This window comes from Bradyrhizobium sp. CCBAU 21365, assembly GCF_015291305.1.
In the GTDB taxonomy this organism is placed as follows: Bacteria; Pseudomonadota; Alphaproteobacteria; order Rhizobiales; family Xanthobacteraceae; genus Bradyrhizobium; species Bradyrhizobium elkanii.
On the sequence record NZ_CP030036.1, the window covers coordinates 1,151,203 to 1,171,312 of the forward strand.

At 65.4% G+C, this 20,110-nt stretch carries 17 protein-coding genes; 12 read left to right on the forward strand and 5 right to left on the reverse strand.

The window, feature by feature from the left end:
- Window positions 1-24: 24 nt before the first annotated feature.
- Window positions 25-1,431 carry a DHA2 family efflux MFS transporter permease subunit gene (locus tag XI02_RS05355; protein WP_172648895.1) on the reverse strand — a complete coding sequence of 469 codons (1,407 nt, stop codon included), beginning with the start codon at window positions 1,429-1,431 and terminating at the stop codon, window positions 25-27.
- Window positions 1,432-1,612: 181 nt separating this feature from the next.
- Between XI02_RS05355 and XI02_RS05360 the strand changes: the two genes are divergently transcribed.
- Both XI02_RS05360 and XI02_RS05365 read left to right on the forward strand, forming a co-directional pair.
- Window positions 1,613-1,921 carry a hypothetical protein gene (locus tag XI02_RS05360; RefSeq protein ID WP_069277585.1) on the forward strand — a complete coding sequence of 103 codons (309 nt, stop codon included), beginning with the start codon at window positions 1,613-1,615 and terminating at the stop codon, window positions 1,919-1,921.
- Between the two features lie 50 nt (window positions 1,922-1,971).
- Complete coding sequence (locus XI02_RS05365) at window positions 1,972-2,868, forward strand: RNA polymerase sigma factor (protein ID WP_172648894.1); 897 nt, start codon at window positions 1,972-1,974, stop codon at window positions 2,866-2,868.
- A gap of 175 nt (window positions 2,869-3,043) precedes the next feature.
- Here XI02_RS05365 and XI02_RS05370 read toward each other — a convergent pair whose 3' ends face one another.
- Window positions 3,044-3,763 carry a DUF805 domain-containing protein gene (locus XI02_RS05370; protein ID WP_141713429.1) on the reverse strand — a complete coding sequence of 240 codons (720 nt, stop codon included), beginning with the start codon at window positions 3,761-3,763 and terminating at the stop codon, window positions 3,044-3,046.
- Window positions 3,764-3,985: 222 nt separating this feature from the next.
- On the opposite strand from XI02_RS05370, the gene XI02_RS05375 reads away from it, so the two are divergent.
- The 5 genes from XI02_RS05375 (at window position 3,986) to XI02_RS05395 (ending at window position 8,760) form a co-directional block, all read left to right on the forward strand.
- Entirely contained in the window at window positions 3,986-5,158 is a 1,173-nt protein-coding gene (locus XI02_RS05375; RefSeq protein WP_016841110.1) for an ABC transporter substrate-binding protein, read from the forward strand.
- A gap of 262 nt (window positions 5,159-5,420) precedes the next feature.
- Complete coding sequence (locus XI02_RS05380; protein WP_018269575.1) at window positions 5,421-6,338, forward strand: branched-chain amino acid ABC transporter permease; 918 nt, start codon at window positions 5,421-5,423, stop codon at window positions 6,336-6,338.
- Entirely contained in the window at window positions 6,335-7,282 is a 948-nt protein-coding gene (locus XI02_RS05385) for a branched-chain amino acid ABC transporter permease (RefSeq protein WP_172648893.1), read from the forward strand. The genes XI02_RS05380 and XI02_RS05385 overlap by 4 nt, the downstream gene beginning before the upstream one ends.
- A 4-nt stretch (window positions 7,283-7,286) precedes the next feature.
- Entirely contained in the window at window positions 7,287-8,054 is a 768-nt protein-coding gene (locus XI02_RS05390) for an ABC transporter ATP-binding protein (protein ID WP_026192159.1), read from the forward strand.
- Entirely contained in the window at window positions 8,047-8,760 is a 714-nt protein-coding gene (locus XI02_RS05395; RefSeq protein ID WP_018269577.1) for an ABC transporter ATP-binding protein, read from the forward strand. Before XI02_RS05390 ends, XI02_RS05395 begins: the two co-directional genes overlap by 8 nt.
- 156 nt (window positions 8,761-8,916) lie before the next feature.
- Here XI02_RS05395 and XI02_RS05400 read toward each other — a convergent pair whose 3' ends face one another.
- Together XI02_RS05400 and XI02_RS05405 are read right to left on the reverse strand one after the other, a co-directional pair.
- Window positions 8,917-10,353 carry a glutamine synthetase family protein gene (locus tag XI02_RS05400; RefSeq protein ID WP_172648892.1) on the reverse strand — a complete coding sequence of 479 codons (1,437 nt, stop codon included), beginning with the start codon at window positions 10,351-10,353 and terminating at the stop codon, window positions 8,917-8,919.
- A gap of 211 nt (window positions 10,354-10,564) precedes the next feature.
- Window positions 10,565-11,923, reverse strand: a complete 1,359-nt coding sequence (locus tag XI02_RS05405) for an aromatic ring-hydroxylating dioxygenase subunit alpha (RefSeq protein ID WP_069277581.1) — start codon at window positions 11,921-11,923, stop codon at window positions 10,565-10,567.
- Window positions 11,924-12,035: 112 nt separating this feature from the next.
- On the opposite strand from XI02_RS05405, the gene XI02_RS05410 reads away from it, so the two are divergent.
- Window positions 12,036-12,821, forward strand: a complete 786-nt coding sequence (locus XI02_RS05410) for an IclR family transcriptional regulator C-terminal domain-containing protein (RefSeq protein WP_069277580.1) — start codon at window positions 12,036-12,038, stop codon at window positions 12,819-12,821.
- A 154-nt stretch (window positions 12,822-12,975) separates the two neighbouring features.
- Here XI02_RS05410 and XI02_RS05415 read toward each other — a convergent pair whose 3' ends face one another.
- Window positions 12,976-13,884, reverse strand: coding sequence for a helix-turn-helix transcriptional regulator (locus XI02_RS05415; protein ID WP_069277579.1), 909 nt, complete (start codon window positions 13,882-13,884; stop codon window positions 12,976-12,978).
- A 164-nt stretch (window positions 13,885-14,048) separates the two neighbouring features.
- Here XI02_RS05415 and XI02_RS05420 point away from each other — a divergent pair, with 164 nt between their 5' ends.
- From XI02_RS05420 to boxB, 4 genes are all read left to right on the forward strand, one after another.
- Window positions 14,049-15,581: a benzoate-CoA ligase family protein gene (locus tag XI02_RS05420; protein ID WP_172648891.1), complete on the forward strand. Its 1,533-nt coding sequence runs from the start codon at window positions 14,049-14,051 to the stop codon at window positions 15,579-15,581.
- Window positions 15,582-15,727: 146 nt separating this feature from the next.
- Complete coding sequence (locus XI02_RS05425) at window positions 15,728-16,537, forward strand: alpha/beta fold hydrolase (RefSeq protein ID WP_069277605.1); 810 nt, start codon at window positions 15,728-15,730, stop codon at window positions 16,535-16,537.
- 177 nt (window positions 16,538-16,714) lie between these two features.
- The gene (gene boxC / locus XI02_RS05430) at window positions 16,715-18,403 is read left to right on the forward strand and encodes a 2,3-epoxybenzoyl-CoA dihydrolase (RefSeq protein ID WP_172648890.1); all 1,689 of its coding nucleotides are present in this window, start codon (window positions 16,715-16,717) and stop codon (window positions 18,401-18,403) included.
- Between the two features lie 122 nt (window positions 18,404-18,525).
- On the forward strand, window positions 18,526-19,977 hold the full coding sequence (gene boxB / locus XI02_RS05435; RefSeq protein WP_026192160.1) for a benzoyl-CoA 2,3-epoxidase subunit BoxB: 1,452 nt from the start codon (window positions 18,526-18,528) through the stop codon (window positions 19,975-19,977).
- Window positions 19,978-20,110 lie beyond the last annotated feature (133 nt).

Sequence of the window (20,110 nt, forward strand, 5' to 3'; positions counted from 1 at the left end):
AGCAAAACCCAATCGCAGCAGGCCTCACGCATCCTGCGGCGCGGCCGCGGCGACGGCCCGCCGCCGCATCGGCAGGAACAGTCCCGCGACCGCGCCGGCGAACGACAGCGTTGCGGCAAGGCTCATCGCCGACGCGAATCCGCTGGCGAAATGACCGGATGAATCGGCTGCGCCATTGGCGGAAAAACTTGCCACCAGCGCCGCGATGCCGAACATGCCGCCGAGGAAGCGGCCCATGTTGAAGACGCCCGACGCCTTGCCCATCTCGCTGACGGCGACCGCGCCCAGCACCGCGTTCTGCGCGGCCGGCATCGCCATCGACACGCCGACGCCGGCAAGCACCAGCGGCGCGACCAGCGCCGAATAGGGCACTGCGGGGCTCACGATCTCGCTGATCCAGCCGAGCCCGATCGCCTGCATCAGGAGGCCGGCGACGACCAGCGTGCGCTCGCCGAACCGGTTGACCGCGGCGCCGGCGATCGGCGCGGTGACGAACAGCGTCGCCGTCCACGGCAGCAGACGCAGCCCGGCGCCGAAGGCGTCGAAGCCGAGCGCGATCTGCAGGAACTGCGGCAGCAGGAACAGCACGCCATACATCGCGGCGTAGAACAGCACGCTTGCGGCCATGCCGGATGCAAACGGCCGTGCCGCGAACAGCCGCATCGGCACCATCGGGCTGGTGGCGCGCAGCTCCCACAGCACGAACAGCGCCGCCAGCGCGACGCCGGCGATCAGCGCGCCCGAGACTTCCGCGCTGGCCCAGCCGACGCCGTTGCCGCGCAGCAGGCCCCAGACCAGCACTAGTGCCGCGAGCGCGACCAGCGTGAGGCCGGTGATGTCGAGCGGCGCGGTCGGCCCAAAATTTTCGCGCAGGCGCGCGATCACGAGGGCGATCGCGACGAGGCCGATCGGAAGGTTGATCCAGAAGATCCAGCGCCAGCCGAGATGCTCGGTGATGAAGCCGCCGATCGCGGGGCCGATGATCAGCGCGCATCCGGTGATGCCGCTGAAAACGCCGAGCGCGCGGGCGCGCTCCTCGCGGCCGAAGGCGCCGCTCAGGATCGCCATCGCCAGCGGCATCACCAGCGCCGCGCCTGCGCCCTGCAGGGCGCGGGCGGCGATCAGGGCCGCGGCGTTGCCGGCCAGCGCGCAGGCCGCGGATGCCACGACGAACAGGCCGATCCCGGCCGCGAACATCCTGCGCCGCCCGAACCGGTCGCCGAGCGCCGCGCCGGTCAGGAGCAGCACCGCGAAGGTCAGGTTGAAGGCGTTGACGGTCCATTGCAGCGTCTCGACCCGGCTTCCGAAATCGGCGCGGATGGTGGCGAAGGCCGTGGTCATGATCATGGCGTCGAGCGCCATCATGAAGGATGCCAGCGCGGTGAGGCCGAGCACCCAGCGCTGTTCGGCGCGCTGCTGAGGGGTCTGCATGGTCGTTCTCCGTTGCCGCGTCGCAAGGTTGCGGCGCGCTTCGCCGGCAAGGACGAACCGGAACGGGCAAAGGATGCGGCCGAAATTTATTTTTGCCGGACCGCATCCTTTGGCGGTTCGCGAACGTCCTTGGGTCTGACGCGGCCGGTTCAGGCCGCAGAACCAGGCCAAGGAGGCTGCGATGAGACGGACCCTGATCAGGTACAAGGCGAAGCCGGAGATGGCGGAGAAGAATGCCGCGCTGGTGTCGGCCGTGTTCGCCGAGCTGAAGACGGCGAGGCCCGACGGCGTGCGCTATCTGACCCTGCGACTGGAGGACGATACCTTCATCCACATGGTCGAGACCGCGGCCGAAGACGGCTCGAGCCCGATCCCGAAACTGGCCGCGTTCCAGGCCTTTCAGGACGGCATCCGCGATCGTTGCGCCGAGCCGCCGCTGGTTCGCAGTGCGGTGATTGTCGGGAATTATCGTATGCTGGATGAGTCGTGAACCGACACGCGTTGAACCGGCGGGCAGTGCACCGATCTGGCGGAGCCATCATGACGTCACCACACCAAGCGCCGGCCGCGACCGACGTCGACGCGCTCTTGGCGGCGATGCGGCCAAGGCTGCATCGCTACTGCGCCCGCATGGTCGGATCCGTCATCGACGGCGAGGATGTGCTGCAGGACGCGCTGATCAAGGCGGTGGAAGCCTTCGCGTCCGCCGCGCCGATCCAGAATCCGCAAGCCTGGCTGTTCCGGATCGCACACAATACCGCGCTCGATTTCCTCAGGCGGCGCAACCGCCAGGAAGCGCTCCACGCGCCGGAGGAGGTGGACATGATGGCCGGAGAGCTCGATGATTTGGGCCGCCGCGAGATCGCCGCGACCGGCCTGCGCACCTTCATGCGCCTGCCGGTGGCACAGCGTTCCAGCGTGATCCTGATGGACGTGCTCGGCTGCTCCTTGCAGGAGATCTGCGGCATCATGGATTTCAGCCTGCCCGCGGTGAAGGCCGCGCTGCACCGTGGACGCACGCAGTTGCGCGAGTTTGCGAGCGAACCGGACGACGCGCCGCGGCCCGGCCTGTCGCCGGCCGATCGCATCAGGCTCAACGCCTATGTCAGCCATTTCAACGCCCGCGACTTCGACGCCATCCGCGCCATGATCGCCGACGACATCAGGCTCGAGCTCGTCAACCGGACACGGCTGAACGGCAAGGCCGAGGTGTCGCGCTACTTCGGCAATTATTCGAAGATCGACGACTGGCATCTGGTGACCGGACAGGTCGAGGGACGTCCCGCGATCCTGGTGTTCGACCCGAACGCTTTGGGCGCGCCGCCGCGATCGTTCATGCTGCTCGACTGGTCGGCCGACAAGGTCGCGACGATCAGGGATTTCCGCCACGCGTCCTACGCGATCGACGGCGCCGAATGGGCGGTGGATAGAGGCTAGTCGCCGACGGCGGCAAATTCCGTGTCGTCCCGGACAAGCGAAGCGCGATCCGGGACCCATAGCTACCAATGGCAATTGGTGTGCGATGCTGGGGCCACGGCTTGCTTCGACAACACAGGGCGGTGTGGTTATGGGTTCCTGCTTTCGCAGGGACGACAGCGTGCGAGAGCGCGCGCTAGCGCGTCTTTCCGCCGAATTCGCCGTTGGCGATCCGCGCAACGCGGCTGCCGCCTGCGGCCGGTGCGCTGTTTCGTTGAAACAGGCCGTCGCCACTGCCGTTGCTCGGCAATGGCGGCGGTTCTTCGAAATAGCCGCCACTCCGCCAGACCAGCAGGACGATGTTCATCGCGCCATTGACGGCGGCGCCGACCACCGTTTCGGTGTGCTGATAGGTCAGCGCATATTCGGGAAATCGTCCGGCAATGGCCCTGTCGAGCACGAGGAGGGCGATCCATGCCGCCATCACGCAGACCGGATCCCAGCCCATGTCGCGCACCCGCATCGACTGCAGCATGAAGCAGATGACGAGCATGCCGTAGAAGGCAATGACCAGCACGGGGCTGCTCGATGCCTGCGCCAGCAGCACGTCCATCCGGCCGCTCGTCGGTGCGTTGCCGGTGACGCCGTAGACCAGCATCACAAAGCCGAGGCCCACCACCAGGGTGCAGAAGAAGAAAGCCAGTCGGCCCATCCGGGCATTGAAGCCGAAGATGTAATTCAGCATGTGACGCACCCCTTTGGCGGCAGCGTCGGCCAGGGATGCTTTCCGGACCATGAAGCCCGCGAGCGCTTGCCGGCCCGTGGTTTCCGGGTGCTTTACCGGATCGTTAAAGCCTGCTGCAGTGCGGGCGTGGGTCGTTGCCGAAGGCCGCCGCCTGCGACAATCGTTGCCCACGCAGCCGGCATTATATTTCTTGCCATGGTCGATTTAGACGAATTATGATGCAAGGTGCTGGGGTATGCGCCGAAGGTTCTAAGTCAGCGCCATCGGTTCATGCTTGCTGCAGACTTGCGATATCGCGCACAAAATACGTCACAGAACGACGCGCGCAAAGCGTGACCCCCGGGCCCTCGTGATCGAGCCTGGCGGGATCTTTGGTTGAGGAGGGGAGTGAATATGAAAAAGGCATTTTGGCTGGCAGGCGCCATGGCTGTGGCGCTGGCGCAGCCCGCGATAGCGGCTGACAGCGTCAAGATCGGCTTCGTCTCGACCTTCAGCGGTCCGACCGCCGTGATCGGCAACGACATGCGCAATTCCTTCGAACTTGCACTCGACCATCTCGGCCGCAAGATCGACGGCAAGCCGGTCGAGGTGATCTACGAGGACGACCAGCAGAAGCCCGATGTCGGCAAGCAGAAGACCGAGAAGCTGGTGCAGTCCGACAAGGTCGACTTCATCGTCGGTTACATCTGGTCGAACGTGCTGCTGGCGTCGCTGAAGACCGCGGTCGATTCGAAGACCTTCCTGATCTCGGCCAATGCCGGTCCGTCGCAGCTCGCCGGCGAACTGTGCTCGCCTTACGTGTTCTCGACCTCCTGGCAGAACGACCAGACCCCGCAGGCGGTCGGCACGTACATGAACCAGAAGGGCGTCAAGTCGGTGTTCCTGATCGGCCCGAACTATGCCGCGGGCAAGGACATGCTGGCCGGCGTCAAGAGCACGTTCAAGGGCGAGGTGGTCGGCGAGGAATATACGGTGTGGCCGAGCCAGCTCGACTTCTCCGCCGAGCTCACCAAGGCGAAGAACTCCAAGGCCGAGTCGATCTTCGTGTTCTATCCGGGCGCGGCCGGCGTCCAGTTCCTGAACCAGTACGCGCAGGCCGGCATCAAGCAGCAGATCCCGCTCTACACCGCCTTCACGATCGACGAATTGTCGCTGCCGCTGCAAAAGGACAATGCGCTCGGCGTTCCCGGCGCGCAGCAATGGGTCAACGACCTGCCCAACGAGGAGAACAAGAAGTTCGTCGCCGACTACCGCAAGAAGTATCCGGGCCTGCGCCCGACCTTCTACGGCGCGCAGTCCTACGACGCTGCCAACCTCATCAACAGCGCCGTGGTCGCGGTGAAGGGCGACCTGACGAAGAAGGACGCGATGAAGGCCGAGATGGAGAAGGTGAACTTCAAATCGGTGCGCGGACCGTTCAAGTACGGCAACAACCACATTCCGATCCAGAACTTCTACCTGCAGGACGTGGTCAAGGACGCCGAGGGCCAGCTGTCGCTGAAGACGGTCGCGACCATCGTCAAGGACGACCAGGATCGCTTCCACGACAAGTGTCCGATGAAATAACTCTTGGGCGATCTTGGCCCAAGCCTTGCTTTCCATTCACCTCGCCCCGCTCCTGCGGGGAGAGGTCAATCGCGAAGCGATTGGGTGAGGGGCTCTTTCCGCGAGCTCGATTCGTGGAGATGGCCCCTCACCCCAACCCTCTCAGGGCGAGCTTTGCTCGTCCCGGCCCCGCAAGAGCGGGGCGAGGGAGAACCCGCAACGTGCAAATGCGGCGGCGTGCTCGCGCTGCCGCTGTTTCATTTAAAGGTGACGTAGCCTCACGATGTATCTCGTCGTCGAACAACTGCTGAACGGCCTGCAATTCGGCCTCCTGCTGTTCCTGCTGGCGGCCGGACTGACGCTGGTGTTCGGCATCATGGACTTCGTCAATCTGGCGCACGGCTCGCTCTACATGATGGGCGCCTATTTCGCGGCGACCTTCGTGGCCTGGACCGGCAGCTTCGTGCTCGGCGCGCTGATGGCGCTGGGTGCCACGCTGTTGCTCGGCATCGTGCTGGAATATGTCGCGCTCAGGCATCTCTATGGCCGCGACCATCTCGACCAGGTGCTGGCGACGTTCGGCCTGATCCTGTTCTTCAACGACGCCGTCCGGCTGATCTGGGGCCCGGCCGGTCTCGCGCTGCCGCTGCCGGCCTGGCTCACCGTGCCGGTGCAGATCATTCCCGGCGTCTACTATCCGGCCTACCGCCTCATGATCATCGTGGTCGCGCTGGCGGTCGCAGCAATGCTCTATCTCGTCGTGATGCGCACCCGCATCGGCATGCTGATCCGCGCCGGCGCCTCCAACCGCGAGATGATCGGGGCGCTCGGCATCAACATCAAGCTGCTGTTCACGCTGGTGTTCGGCCTTGGCGCGGCGCTCGCCGGCCTCGCCGGGCTGATGCAGGCGCCGATCCTCACCGTGCAGATCGGCATGGGCGAGAACATCCTGATCCTGGCCTTCGTCATCATCGTGATCGGCGGCATCGGCTCGATCCGCGGCGCGTTCATGGCCGCGATCTTCGTCGGCATCATCGACACGATGGGCCGGGCCTTCCTGCCCGACCTGCTGCGCAAGGTGCTGAGCGGGGCGGCGGCGTCCACCGCGGCGCCGGCGCTGTCCTCGATGCTGATCTACCTCCTGATGGCCATCATCCTTGTGCTGCGGCCCGAGGGGCTGTTCCCGGCGGCCAAACGATGATGCCGAAGTTCAACGCCTCCAATGCGGTCGCGGCGCTGATGTGTGCCGCCCTGATCCTGCTGCCGCTCTATTCGGCGGTCACCGGCAACATCTTCATCCTCACGCTGTTCACCCGGATCGTGATCTTTGCGCTCGCCGCCGCGAGCCTCAATCTGATCATGGGCTATGGCGGCATGATGAGCTTCGGCCACGCCGCCTATCTCGGCATCGGCGGTTATGCCGTCGGCATCCTTGCCGCCGAGGGCATCGGCTCCGGCTTCATCCAGTGGCCGGTGGCGCTCGCCGTCTCGGCGCTGTTTGCGCTGCTGATCGGCGCGCTCTCGCTGCGCACCCGCGGCGTCTATTTCATCATGATCACACTGGCCTTTGCGCAGATGGCCTACTACATCGCCTCGGCGCTGTCGCGCTACGGCGGCGACGACGGCCTCACCGTGTACAAGCGCAGCGATTTCGCCGGCCTGATCAACCTGTCGGATCGCAACCAGTTCTATTACCTCTGCCTGGCCTGCCTGTTCGGCGGCCTCTATCTGATCTGGCGCATCGTCAATTCGCGCTTCGGCCTCGTGGTGCAGGGCGTCCGCTCCAACGAGCAGCGCATGCAGGCGATCGGCTTCCATGCCAACCGCTACCGCCTGGTCTGCTTCGTGATATCAGGCACCATCTGTGGCCTGGCCGGCGCGCTGCTTGCCAACAACACCGATTTCGTCAGCCCCGCCGTGATGTACTGGACCCGCTCCGGAGACCTCATGGTGATGGTGATCCTCGGCGGGATGGGCTCACTGTTCGGTCCCGTCATCGGCGCGATCGTCTATCTCCTGCTCGAGGAGCTGCTGTCGCAGTTCACCGAATATTCGGGGCTGATCCTCGGTCCGGTGCTGCTCCTGATCGTGCTGTTCGCGCGCGGCGGCATCATGGGCCTGCTCGGGAGGATGCGCCGTGGTTGATTCCTTGCCTGATCCCTTGCTCCGCGTCGACAATCTGGTCCGTCGCTTCGGCGGCATCACCGCGACCGACAACCTCTCGATGGAGGTGGTGCCCGGTGAACTGCACGCGATCATCGGCCCCAACGGCGCCGGCAAGACCACGCTGATCAGCCAGCTCACCGGGCAGGTGATGCCGAACTCCGGCACCATCCGTTTTGCCGGCCGCGACGTCACGAACCTGCCGTCCTACAAGCGCAGCCGGCTCGGGCTGGCGCGCTCGTTCCAGATCACCTCGCTGCTGAAGGATTTTTCCGCGATCGACAATGTCGCGCTGGCGGCGCAGGCGCATGACGGCCACTCGTTCCGCTTCTGGGGCAATGCGCGCAAGGAGCGGCATCTGCGCGAGTCCGCGCGTGCGGCGCTGGAGCGCGTCGGCCTCGGCGCGCGCGCCGATATCGTGGTCTCGCAATTGAGCCACGGCGAGCAGCGCGAACTCGAGCTCGCGGTCGCGCTTGCCACCAGGCCGCAACTGTTGCTGCTGGACGAGCCGATGGCCGGGCTCGGCGTCACCGAATCGGCGCGGATGGTCGCGCTGCTGAAGGAGCTGCGCAAGGAAGTCACCATCGTGCTGGTCGAGCACGACATGGAGGCGGTGTTCGCGCTGGCCGACCGCATCACCGTGCTGGTCTATGGCCGCGTCATCGCCTGCGACGTGCCGGACGCGATCCGCAAGCACGACGAGGTCAAGCGCGCCTATCTCGGCGAACAGCATGCGGTGACGCGCCATGGCTGAGACACTGCTTGAAGTGGATGGCATCGAGACTTGCTATGGCTTGAGCCAGGTGCTGTTCGGCCTGTCGCTCAAGATCAAGTCGGGCGAGATGGTCGCGCTGATGGGCCGCAACGGCATGGGCAAGACCACGACGATCCGCTCGATCATGGGCCTGACGCCGGCGCGATCGGGTGCCATCCGCTTCGCCGGCGAGGCGGTGCGCGGCCTGCCGTCCTACAAGATCGCAAAGCTCGGGATCGGCCTGGTGCCGGAAGGCCGCCAGATCTTCCCCAACCTCACGGTGCGCGAAAATCTCGTCGCCGCGTCAGGCAATCGCCTCGGTGCCTCCGATCCGTGGACCATCGACAAGATCCACGCGCTGTTTCCGCGGCTCGCCGAACGCACGGGCAATATGGGCGTCACGCTGTCGGGCGGCGAGCAGCAGATGCTCGCGATCGGCCGCGCGCTGATGACCAACCCGAAGCTGCTGATCCTCGACGAGGCGACCGAAGGCCTTGCGCCTCTGATCCGCGACGAGATCTGGAGCTGCCTGTCGATGCTGAAGGGACGCGGGCAGTCGGTGCTGGTGATCGACAAGAACGTCGGCAACCTCGCCCGCATCGCCGACCGCCACTACATCATCGAGCGCGGCAAGACGGTGTGGAGCGGCACCAGCGAGCAGCTGATCGCCGAGCCGGATCTGCAGCACAAATATCTGGGGATTTGAGGCGGCAGCAGGTGCGCTCACTCCATCCCCGTCATCCTGAGGAGCGCGTCTTCGCGCGTCTCGAAGGATGCACGGCCCGGCTGTTGGCCGTCGACCCTTCGAGACGCGCTTCGCGCTCCTCAGGGTGACGGGTCCAAGGATGGTGCCGCGGCGAGGTCAAAACATCTCGAAATATTCGCGGTGCTCCCAGTCCGACACCTCGGCCTGGAAGCGTTCGATCTCCGCGTTCTTGATGAAGACGTAATAGTCCACGAACTCCGGCCCGAGCGCCTGGCGGAAGAACGGATCGTCGTTGAGCGCGAACACGGCCTCGCGCAACGACTTCGGCAGCAGCGCGGCTTTGGTCTCGTAGGGCGTGTCGGCGGATGGACCTGGATCGAGCTTGCGATCGACGCCGTCGAGGCCGGAGAGGATCTGGCTCGCCATGTAGAGATAGGGATTGGCGGCCGGCTCGCCGATCCGGTTCTCCAGCCGGGTTGCGGGATCGCCGGCCGCGCCGAGCACGCGGATCATGACGCCGCGGTTGTCGCGGCCCCAGATCGCGCGGTCCGGCGCCAGCGAATAGGAGCGGTAGCGCTTGTAGCCGTTGATGGTCGGCGTCGTGAACACGGTCGAGGCCCGTGCGTGCTCAATCAGACCCGCCAGCCAGGCGCGGCCGAGCGCGCTGAGCGGCTCGCCCGTCTCCTTGGCCATGAAGACGTTCTCGCCACTCCCGCGCGACACCAGCGACTGGTGCAGGTGCCAGCCGCTCGCGAACACGTTCGGCAGTTTCGGCCGGCACATGAAGGTCGCGTGATAGCCGTGGCGGCGCGCGATCTGCTTCACCGCCGAGCGGAACAGCACCATGGTATCGGCCGGCTCGAGTCCCACGGTGGGCGCGAAGGTGAATTCGCACTGGCTGGGGCCGAACTCGACCTCGACCGAGCGCAAGGGCAGGCCGAGCGCGAGGACGTCGCGGCGGATGATCTCGAGCGCCGGCTCCATCAGATCGTAGCGCTGCTCGGTGAGGTATTGATAGCCGTGCGACAGCAGGCTGACCGACGGTGGCCGCCCGGGCTGGCCGGCATCCTCCGGCGCCATGTGGGCGTCGTCGAGCTTGAACAGATGGAATTCGACCTCGAGGCCGGCGACGAAATCGTAGCCGCGGCCGCTGAGCTGATCGAGCACCTTGCGATAGAGGTTGCGGGTCGCGAACGGCACCGGCCGGCCGTCGCTGAAATAGAGGTCACAGAGCAGCCAGCCGGTGTTTTGCGCCCAGGGCAGCACGCGGAACGTGGTGGGATCGGCGACCATCAGCACGTCGGCCGCGCCCTCCATCTCCTTCATGCCGAAACCGCCGCCTGATGTGAACACCGGAAACACCGTCTTGTGCGAGGTGTCCTTGGCGAGCATCGTCGTGGTGATGGAGCAGCCGCCCTCCAGCGAGCGCACCGCTTCGCCGGCGATCAGCGTCTTGCCGCGCAGGATGCCGTGCTGGTCGGGGAACGACAGGCGGATGACTTCGAGGTTCTTCTCCTCGACGATGCGGCGGAGGCGCTGTGCGGCCTTCTTCTGCTCATCCGACCACAGGCCGTGACGCTCGACGAAACTCACCGCATCACTCCTTTGTTTCCCCCTCGCCTCGCTCTTCGCGGGGCCGGGACGAGCAAAGCTCGCCCTGAGGGGGTCGGGGTGAGGGGCTCTCTCCGCCGATTCGATCTATCGATAGACCTGTACCCCCTCACCCGGATCGCTGACGCGATCCGACCTCTCCCCGCAAGCGGGGCGAGGTGAAGGATATCGTGCCGCGTCACTGAAACCATCATCACTCCGCCGCCGTCAGATGATGCACCTTGCCGGCGATCTCGCGCGGCACGGGAGCGGCCCATGGCGCGCCGCGGCGGCGCTTGACGTCGACCTCCATCCAGTAGAGCTCCCAGCCCTGGGTCGGCCCGATGCCGTCCATCGTGGCCGGGCCCTGGATGCTGCGCGCGGAGGCCTCGTCGAGGAACAGCATCGGTGTCTGCCCGCCCTCCACCTTCTCGATCTCCTGCCGCAGAAGGCGGCGGTACTGCACGATCGCCTTGTCGCTCTGGCCGAGATGCTCGTTGGTGCGGTCCTGGATCGGGCCCATCGATTCCACCGCCCACTGGTCGTGCACGTTGATGTCGGTGCCCATGCCGGTATAGGTCTCGGTCGCCTGCTCGTGCGGATCGAAGCCGTAATCGTTGCTCTTGTTCTTGCGCGACTTGTAGTCGGGCAGCGTATAGAGCTCGAGCCGCTGGTCGCGCATCTTCTGCTTGTCGACCGGGGCCGCGTAGCTGGTGAAGATCGCATACCAGTAGCAATTCTCGTCGTCGACCGGCACGTGCCACTGCGTGATCGTCATCTCGGTCGACATCGGGATGACGAAGCCGTGCGGGAACAGCTGGTTGGTGACGCGCACATGGGTGCGCTCCGCGTCGAGCTCGCGCAGCGCAATCAGGCGCAGGCCGTATTCGGTGTGCTCGACATTGATGATCGGCCGGTCATATTCGCGCAGGATCTTGGTCATCGGCATGTCGCTGCCGGCCGAGGCGCCGCGGAACTGCTTGCCGTACGCCGCCGAGGTGTCCTCGTCCTCGAAGAAGCGATGCAGGTAGGAGGCGTGCGCCGGATCGATGCCGACCTCGAGCGCCTGCAGCCAGTTGCAGTTCATGTGGCCCTTGAACGCGAACGTGTGGCTGCCGGGCGCGACGAAGCAGTCGAGCTCCGGAAAGGCGGGCGGGGCGCCTTCGCCCAGATAAGCCCACAGGATGCCGCTCTTCTCGACCACGGGATAGGAACGCTGTTTGATGCCCTTGCAGAGCTGCGAGCCGGCCGGCTCCGCCGGCGTCTCGATGCACTGGCCTGACGTGTCGAACAGCCAGCCGTGGAAGGCGCAGCGCAGCCCGCCATTCTCCAGCCGGCCGAAGGCGAGGTCGGCGCCGCGATGCGCGCAGTGGCGATCGATCAGTCCATAGCTTCCGTCCTCGCCGCGGAACAGCACCAGGTTCTCGCCGAGCAGCCGGACCGGCCGTACCGGGCGCGGCCCGTCCAATTCATCCACCAGCGCCGCCGGCTGCCAGTAGCTCCGCATCAGTCTGCCGCAGGGGTCCTTGCGACCGGTGCGGGTGATCAGATCGTTCGCTTCCTGGCTCATCATGGCGGCGTCTCCCGGACTTGGATTTGTTCGCCTATTGAACGAATGTGCGAATTATGCCATGTCTGTTTCGGACAGCAAGCGCAATTTTTGAACCGTTCAAAAGCCGAGCCTCATGCCCAAGCTGAAACGGACCGACCAGGACGAGCGCGCCACCGATTTCGTCGAGGCGCTCGATCGCGGCCTGCGCCTGCTGCAGGTGTTCGGCACCGTGTCTGGCCCGGCAACGCTGAGCGATCTGGCGCGTGCCGCCGATCTGCCGCGCGCCACCGCGCGCCGCATCCTGTTCACGCTCGCGCATGGCGGCTTCGTTGCCACCGACGGCAAGCTGTTCACCTTGACGCCGCATGTGCTGACGCTCGCGGGCTCGTTCCTGCAATCCAACCAGGTGGTGACGGTGTTGCAGCCGGTGCTCGACCGCATCGCGACCGCGGCGCAGGAGATCGCCTCGCTGGCCTTGCTCGACGGCGACGACGTCGTGTTCGTGGCGCGCTCGAGCCCGACGCGGGTGTTCTCCGCCGGTCTCGACATCGGCTACCGGCTGCCGGCGTTCTGCACCTCGGTCGGCCGCGCGATGCTCGGCCGGCTCGCCGATGCCGAGCTCGCGGCGCGGCTGAAGGCGATGCGCCGCGATCCGGTGACGCCGCAGACCGTCACCGATCCGAAGAAGCTGCTCGCCACCATCATCACCGATCGCGCGCAGGGCTATTCACTGGTCGATCGCGAGGCCGAGCCGCATTTCCGCTCGATCTCGGTGCCGGTGCACCGCTACGACGGCACCATCGTCGCCGCCATCAACATGGGCGCGCATGTCGATCGTGTGCCGGCCAAGGAATTGATCGACCGCTTCCTGCCGTTGCTGCGCGAGGGCGCTGAGGATGTGAAGAGCCGGCTGCTGTAGGTCCATTGCGTTGGAAATCCCTCATGGTGAGGAGCGCGAAGCGCGTCTCGAACCGTGAGGCCCGGCTAGTGGCCTCGTCCTTCGAGACGCTTGCTGCGCAAGCTCCTCAAGGATGAGGGGATGAAGCGGTTGTGACGCGGTAGTGGTTGTCCGCTTACAACGCCACGCTGCGCAGCCCGAAGCTGCGCGCCTCGTTCTGCAGCACCGGCCGCACGGAATCGATCAGCCGCGCGGCGGCGGCGTCGACCGAAAGCCCGGCGGTGTCGACCACCGCGGAGGCGCGGGCGTAGAGCGGCTCGCGGCTGACCAGGATGTTGCGCAATTCCGCCATCGCCGAGCGGTCGTCGGCCATCGGGCGCAGATCGCCCTGGCGGCGGACGCGGGCCATATGCTCTTCCGGCTCGGCCTTCAGCCAGATCGTGTAGAACGACGACAGGATCAGGTCGAAGGTCAGCGCCTCGGAGACGATGCCGCCGCCGGTCGCCAGCACCATCAATTCCTTCCGCGCCAGCAGCTGCGTCAGCGCGGCCTGCTCCATGCGGCGAAAGCCTTCCTGGCCGTACAGCGCGATGATCTCGGCGACCGAGAGGCCGTTCTGCGCCTCGATCTCCTTGTTGAGCTCGACAAAGCTCCAGCCGATCTTCTTCGCCAGCATCCGCCCGAGCGTGGTCTTGCCGGCGCCGCGCAGCCCGATCAGCGCGATGCCGGAGAACGACGCACGGCGCGGCGCCAGCGGGCTGCTGCCGGCCAGCATGTCCTTGGCCTGCGCGATCTGGTTCGGCGACGCCTTGCGCAGGAGGTCGCGGATCACGGCCCAGTCCGGCACCGGCTCGCTGGAGGGGATCAGGTCCTCGAGATGCGCACCCATCGCGCCTGCGACACGGCGCAGCAGCACGATCGAGACATTGCCTTTGCCGCTTTCGAGCTGGGCGATGTAGCGTTCGGAAATGCCGGAAACCTTGGCGAGCACCTTGCGCGACATGCCGCGCAGGGCGCGCATCGTGCGCACGCGCCGGCCGAGCTGCTCGAGGAAGTCGGTTTCCGGGTCGTTGGCTGCGGTCATGATCCCTGTGCGACGCGCGGTCCTGACTGAATCAGACCGAGGTTCTAGGAAACATAGTGCCGACAAGGATTGACAGCAAGCCAACGTAGTGGCTTTGTATGAATTATAATTCTTAAATTCACAGGAGAGGGAAGCGTGGCACGTCCGGGTGCGAGGAGCGGAGCATGACTTACAACGCGGTCTCCTGGCTGCTCGACCGCAACGTCGATGAAGGCCGCGGCGACAAGGTCGTGTTCGACGATACGGTGTCGCGAATCACCTATGGCCAGTTGCAGCAGCAGACCCGCCGCGTCGGCAACATGCTGCGCCGGCTCGGCGTCCGCCGTGAGGAGCGGGTCGCCATGATCATGCTGGACGCGGTCGATTTCCCGATCGTGTTTCTGGGCGCGATCCGCGCCGGCGTGGTGCCGGTGCCGCTCAACACGCTGCTGACCGCCGAGCAATACGCCTACATCCTCGGTGATTGCCGAGCCCGCGTGCTGTTCGTGTCGGAGGCGCTGCTGCCGGTCGTGAAGGACATCATCGCGCGGATGCCCGACCTCGAGCATGTCGTGGTCTCCGGCAAGGATGCGCACGGCCACAACAAGTTGTCCGACGAGATCGCGCGCGAGAGCGACGTGTTCGCCACCGCGCCGACCCATGCCGATGAGCCGGCATTCTGGCTCTATTCGTCGGGCTCGACCGGCATGCCGAAGGGCGTACGCCATCTGCATTCCAATCTCGCGGCGACCGCGGAGACCTACGCCAAGCAGGTGCTCGGGATCCGCGAGGATGATGTCGGCCTCTCGGCGGCAAAGCTGTTCTTCGCCTACGGGCTGGGCAATGCGCTGACCTTCCCGATGTCGGTCGGCGCCACCACGGTGCTCAACTCCGAGCGGCCGACGCCGGCGGTGATGTTCGCGCTGATGAACAAATATCATCCCAGCATCTTCTTCGGCGTGCCGACGCTGTTTGCGGCGATGCTCAACGACGACGCGATGAAGGCGCAAGCCGCGGGCAATCGCCTGCGCGTCTGCACCTCGGCCGGCGAGGCACTGCCGGAATCAGTCGGCAATGCCTGGCGCGCGCGGTTCGGCGTCGACATTCTCGACGGCGTCGGCTCGACCGAGCTGTTGCACATCTTTCTGTCGAACGCGCCCGGCGACATCAAATACGGCTCGTCCGGCCGTCCGGTGCCCGGCTACAAGGTGCGGCTGGTCAACGAGCTTGGTGCCGACGTCGCGGACGGCGAGGTCGGCGAGCTGCTGGTCGATGCGCCCTCGGCCGGCGAGAGCTACTGGAATCAGCGGGCCAAGAGCCGCGCCACCTTCGAGGGCGCGTGGACCCGCACCGGCGACAAGTACACACGCGATGCCGACGGCCGTTACACCTTCTGCGGCCGCGCCGACGACATGTTCAAGGTCTCGGGCATCTGGGTCTCGCCGTTCGAGGTCGAGAGCGCGCTGATCACCCATCCGGCGGTGCTGGAAGCCGCCGTCGTGCCGGAAGCCGATCCGGAAGGTCTGCTCAAGCCGAAGGCCTATGTGGTGCTGCGGCCCGAAAGCTCGGCGGCCGGCCTGCACGAGGCGCTGAAGGAACACGTCAAGCAGAAGATCGGCCCGTGGAAATATCCGCGCTGGATCGATGTGGTCGACAATCTGCCGAAGACGGCGACCGGGAAGATCCAGCGATTCAAGTTGCGGGAACACGAGCACTAGCTCCTCGCGTCGTCCCGGCGAAGGCCGGGACCCATACGCCGCGGCCTTCGTTTCGAGAGACGCTGTTCAACGGCTTTGCGCAACAACTAACGCCTGTGGTTATGGATCCCGGCCTTCGCCGGGACGACGATGAGGAAGGTTCCAACATGCAAAACCTAACACCCTCAGGCTTCCTCGGCATCGACGGCGCCGAGCTCGAATACCGCATGATCGGTCCCTCGCCGGACGCGGCGCCGACCATCGTGATGCTGCACGAAGGCCTCGGCTCGGTCGGGCTGTGGGGCGACTTCCCCGAGAAGCTGCAGGCGGCGACCGGCGCCGGCGTGTTCGCCTATTCGCGCGCAGGATATGGCGCATCAACGCCGGCGAAGCTGCCGCGTCCGGTCGACTACATGCATCGCGAGGCGCTCGACGTGCTGCCGAAGCTGCTCGATCGGATCGGCTTCCGCCGCGGCTTGCTGCTCGGCCATTCCGACGGCGCGTCGATTGCGGCGATCTATGCCGGCGCGCATCAGGATCATCGCCTGCACGGCCTTGCGCTGCTCGCGCCGCACTTCATCGTCGAGGACATTTCGGTGACGTCGATCGCCGAGATCAAGACGGCGTATGAGACCACCAATCTGAAGGAGAAGCTGGCGCGCTGGCACAAGGACGTCGACAACGCCTTTTATGGCTGGAACGGTGCCTGGCTCGATCCGGCATTCCGCGACTGGGATATCTCCGACTATCTCGCCTATATCCGCGTGCCGGTGCTGATCGTGCAGGGCGCGGCTGACCAGTACGGCACGATGCGCCAGGTCGAGATCGCCCAGGAGGAGTGCTACTGCCCGGTCGACGTCGTGGCCATCGCTGGCGCCGGCCACTCGCCGCATCGCGAGGCGCCCGCAGTGACGCTCGAGGCGGTCACCGAATTCGCCAGCGCGGCGCTGCGCGACGACCCGGCACTGGCCGCCTGACCTTTGGTGCCGGTGCCCAGGTCATTGGCCGAGCGAGTGAATTTGGCAAACATGAAACAAAATGCATGTTTTTGCGTTTTGAACTAGACTAGGTCAAAAACATGCATTATTGTGCATAAGACCTCGGCGACGAATCTTCAAACAAACAACGGCAAGACAACAGATAAGGGTGGCACCATGGCTGGTGACGATCGCGTCCTTGCAGGCGGGGCGAAGTACATCGACTTCCAGACCGACCCGTCGCGCTACCGGCACTGGAAGCTCGACGTCGCGGGCGACGTCGCGACGCTGACCATGGACGTCGACGAGAATGCCGGCCTGTTCGAGGGCTACCAGCTCAAGCTGAATTCCTACGATCTCGGCGTCGACATCGAGCTTGCGGACGCCGTGCAGCGGCTGCGCTTCGAGCATCCCGAGGTGAAGGTCGTGGTGATGCGCTCGGGCAAGAACCGCGTGTTCTGCGCCGGCGCCAACATCCGCATGCTGGCGGGCTCGACCCACGCCCACAAGGTCAACTTCTGCAAATTCACCAACGAGACCCGCAACGGCCTCGAAGACTCCAGCGAGAATTCCGGTCAGAGCTTCATCACCGTCGTCAACGGCACCGCGGCCGGCGGCGGCTATGAGCTCGCGCTCGCCACCGACCACATCATGATGGCCGACGACGGCGCTGCCGCCGTCGCACTGCCGGAAGTGCCGCTGCTCGCGGTGCTGCCGGGCACCGGCGGGCTCACGCGCGTCGTCGACAAGCGCAAGGTGCGCCGCGACCATGCCGATTTCTTCTGTACCATCGAGGAAGGCATCAAGGGCAAGCGCGCCGTCTCCTGGCGCCTGGTCGACGAGATTGCGCCGAACTCCAAGCTTGAGGGCAAGCTGGCCGAGCGCGTCAAGGAATTCGCCGCGAGGTCGAAGCGCAACGGCACCGGCAAAGGCATTGCGCTGGCGCCGCTGACACGCACCATCGACGACAGCGCGATCCGCTACGGCTTCGTCAGCGTCGACATCGATCGCGCAGCGCGCATCGCCACCATCTCGATCAAGGCGCCGGAGACCGCAGCGCCCGCCGGCATCGACGGCATGATCGCGCAGGGCGCTGCGTTCTGGCCGCTGCAGGTCGCGCGTGAACTTGATGATGCGATCCTGCATCTGCGCATCAACGAGCTCGAGATCGCGATGCTGGTGTTCAAGAGCCATGGCGACCGCGCCAATGTCGTGTCCTATGACGCGTTCCTGGAGGCCAACAAGGCGCACTGGCTGGTCAACGAGGTCAGGCATTACTGGAAGCGCGTGCTCAAGCGCATCGACGTCACCTCGCGCACGCTGGTGACGCTGGTCGAGCCCGGCTCCTGCTTCGTCGGCACGCTGGCCGAGCTCGTGTTCGCCGCCGACCGCTCCTACATGCTGATCGGCCAGAAGCAGGGCGACAACCGTCCGCCGCCGGCGATCGAGCTGACGGCGATGAATTTCGGACCCTATCCGATGAGCCACGGCCTGACCCGGCTGCAATCGCGCTTCCAGGCCGACCCGTCGGATATCGAGCGCGCGCAAGGCGCGATCGGCAGGGCGCTCGACGCGGAGGAGGCCGAGGAGCTCGGTCTCGTCACCTTCGCGCTCGACGACATCGACTGGGACGACGAGGTCCGCGTGTTCTTCGAGGAGCGCACCTCGTTCTCGCCCGACGGCCTCACCGGCATGGAAGCCAATCTGCGCTTCGTCGGTCCCGAGACCATGGAATCGAAGATCTTCTCCCGCCTCACCGCGTGGCAGAACTGGATCTTCCAGCGGCCGAACGCGGTCGGTGAGGACGGCGCACTGCGCCGCTACGGCACCGGCCAGAAGGCGCAATTCGACATGACGAGGGTTTAGAGCAAACACCGCCGTCATCCCCGCGCAATGGCTTCGCCATTGTCGCTGGAGGTGCGAGCGCGAGCGCGCTCCTCAGGATGACGGCGGAGCAAGATGCGAGCCAGGATGAAAAGGAGGCTGCCATGAACATGAATATCATGAACGTCGATTACTCGACCAAGATTCCGAACAACGTGAATCTCGCCGAGGACCGCCAGGTGCTCAAGGCGCTGGAGGGCTGGCACCCCGGCTACATGGACTGGTGGAGCGACATGGGCCCCGAGGGCTTCCAGGAATCGCTGGTCTATCTGCGCACCGCCTATTCGGTCGATCCGCGCGGCTGGGCCAAGTTCGATTACGTGCGGATGCCCGAATATCGCTGGGGCATTCTCCTTGCGCCGCAGGAAGAGAACCGCGTCATCCCGTTCGGCGAAGACTACGGCAAGCCGGCCTGGCAGGAAGTCCCCGGCGAGCACCGCGCGATGCTGCGCCGCCTGATCGTGATCCAGGGCGACACCGAGCCGGCCTCGGTCGAGCAGCAGCGCCATCTCGGCAAGACCGCGCCGTCGCTCTACGACATGCGCAACCTGTTCCAGGTCAATGTCGAGGAAGGCCGCCATCTCTGGGCGATGGTTTATCTGCTGCAGAAGTATTTCGGCCGCGACGGCCGCGAGGAGGCGGATGATTTGTTGCGCCGCCGCTCGGGCGACGCGGACAGCCCGCGCATGTTGGGGGCCTTCAACGAGGCGACGCCGGACTGGCTGTCGTTCTTCATGTTCACCTACTTCACCGACCGCGACGGCAAGATGCAGCTGCACTCGCTGGCGCAGTCGGGCTTCGATCCGCTGTCGCGCACCTGCCGCTTCATGCTGACCGAGGAAGCCCACCACATGTTCGTCGGCGAGACCGGCATCACCCGCGTCGTGCAGCGCACCTGCGATGCGATGAAGGAAGCCGGCATCACCGATCCGAACGACATTGCCAAGGTCCGCGCGCTTGGCGTGATCGACCTGCCGACCATCCAGAAGAAGCTGAACCTGCACTATTCGCTGTCGCTCGACCTGTTCGGCTCGGAAGTGTCGACCAACGCGGCCAATGCCTTCAACGCCGGCATCAAGGGCCGCTACAAGGAGACCACGATCGACGACGATCACCAGCTCAAGAGCTCGACCTATCCGGTCATGAAGATGGTGGACGGCCAGATCAAGATGGTCGACGAGCCGGCGCTGACCGCGCTCAACATGCGGCTGCGCGACGACTACACGCAGGATTGCGTCAAGGGCATGCTGCGCTGGAACAAGGTGATCTCGACCGCGGGCATCGACTACAAGCTGGCGGTGCCGAACACCGCCTTCCACCGCCAGATCGGCGAGTTCAAGGACGTCCATGCGACGCCCGATGGCCTCCTGATCGACGACGCCACCTGGGCCAAGCGCAAGAACGACTGGCTGCCGTCGACCGCGGACGGCGACTTCATCGCCTCGCTGATGAAGCCGGTGACCGAACCCGGCCAGTTCGCCTCCTGGATCTCGCCGCCCAAGGTCGGCATCGACAACAAGCCCGGCGACTTCGAATATGTGAGGATCGAGAGCTGATCGTCAGCTAGCAGTTCCTCTCCTCCCGGAGGGGCCGAAAAGGGGTAAGCCGAGAAGGTCCTGGCTTGCCCCTTTTCTTTTTGAGAGGTGCGTTCGCTAGTGCGGGATGACGCGACTTCGAACCGCGCAACGG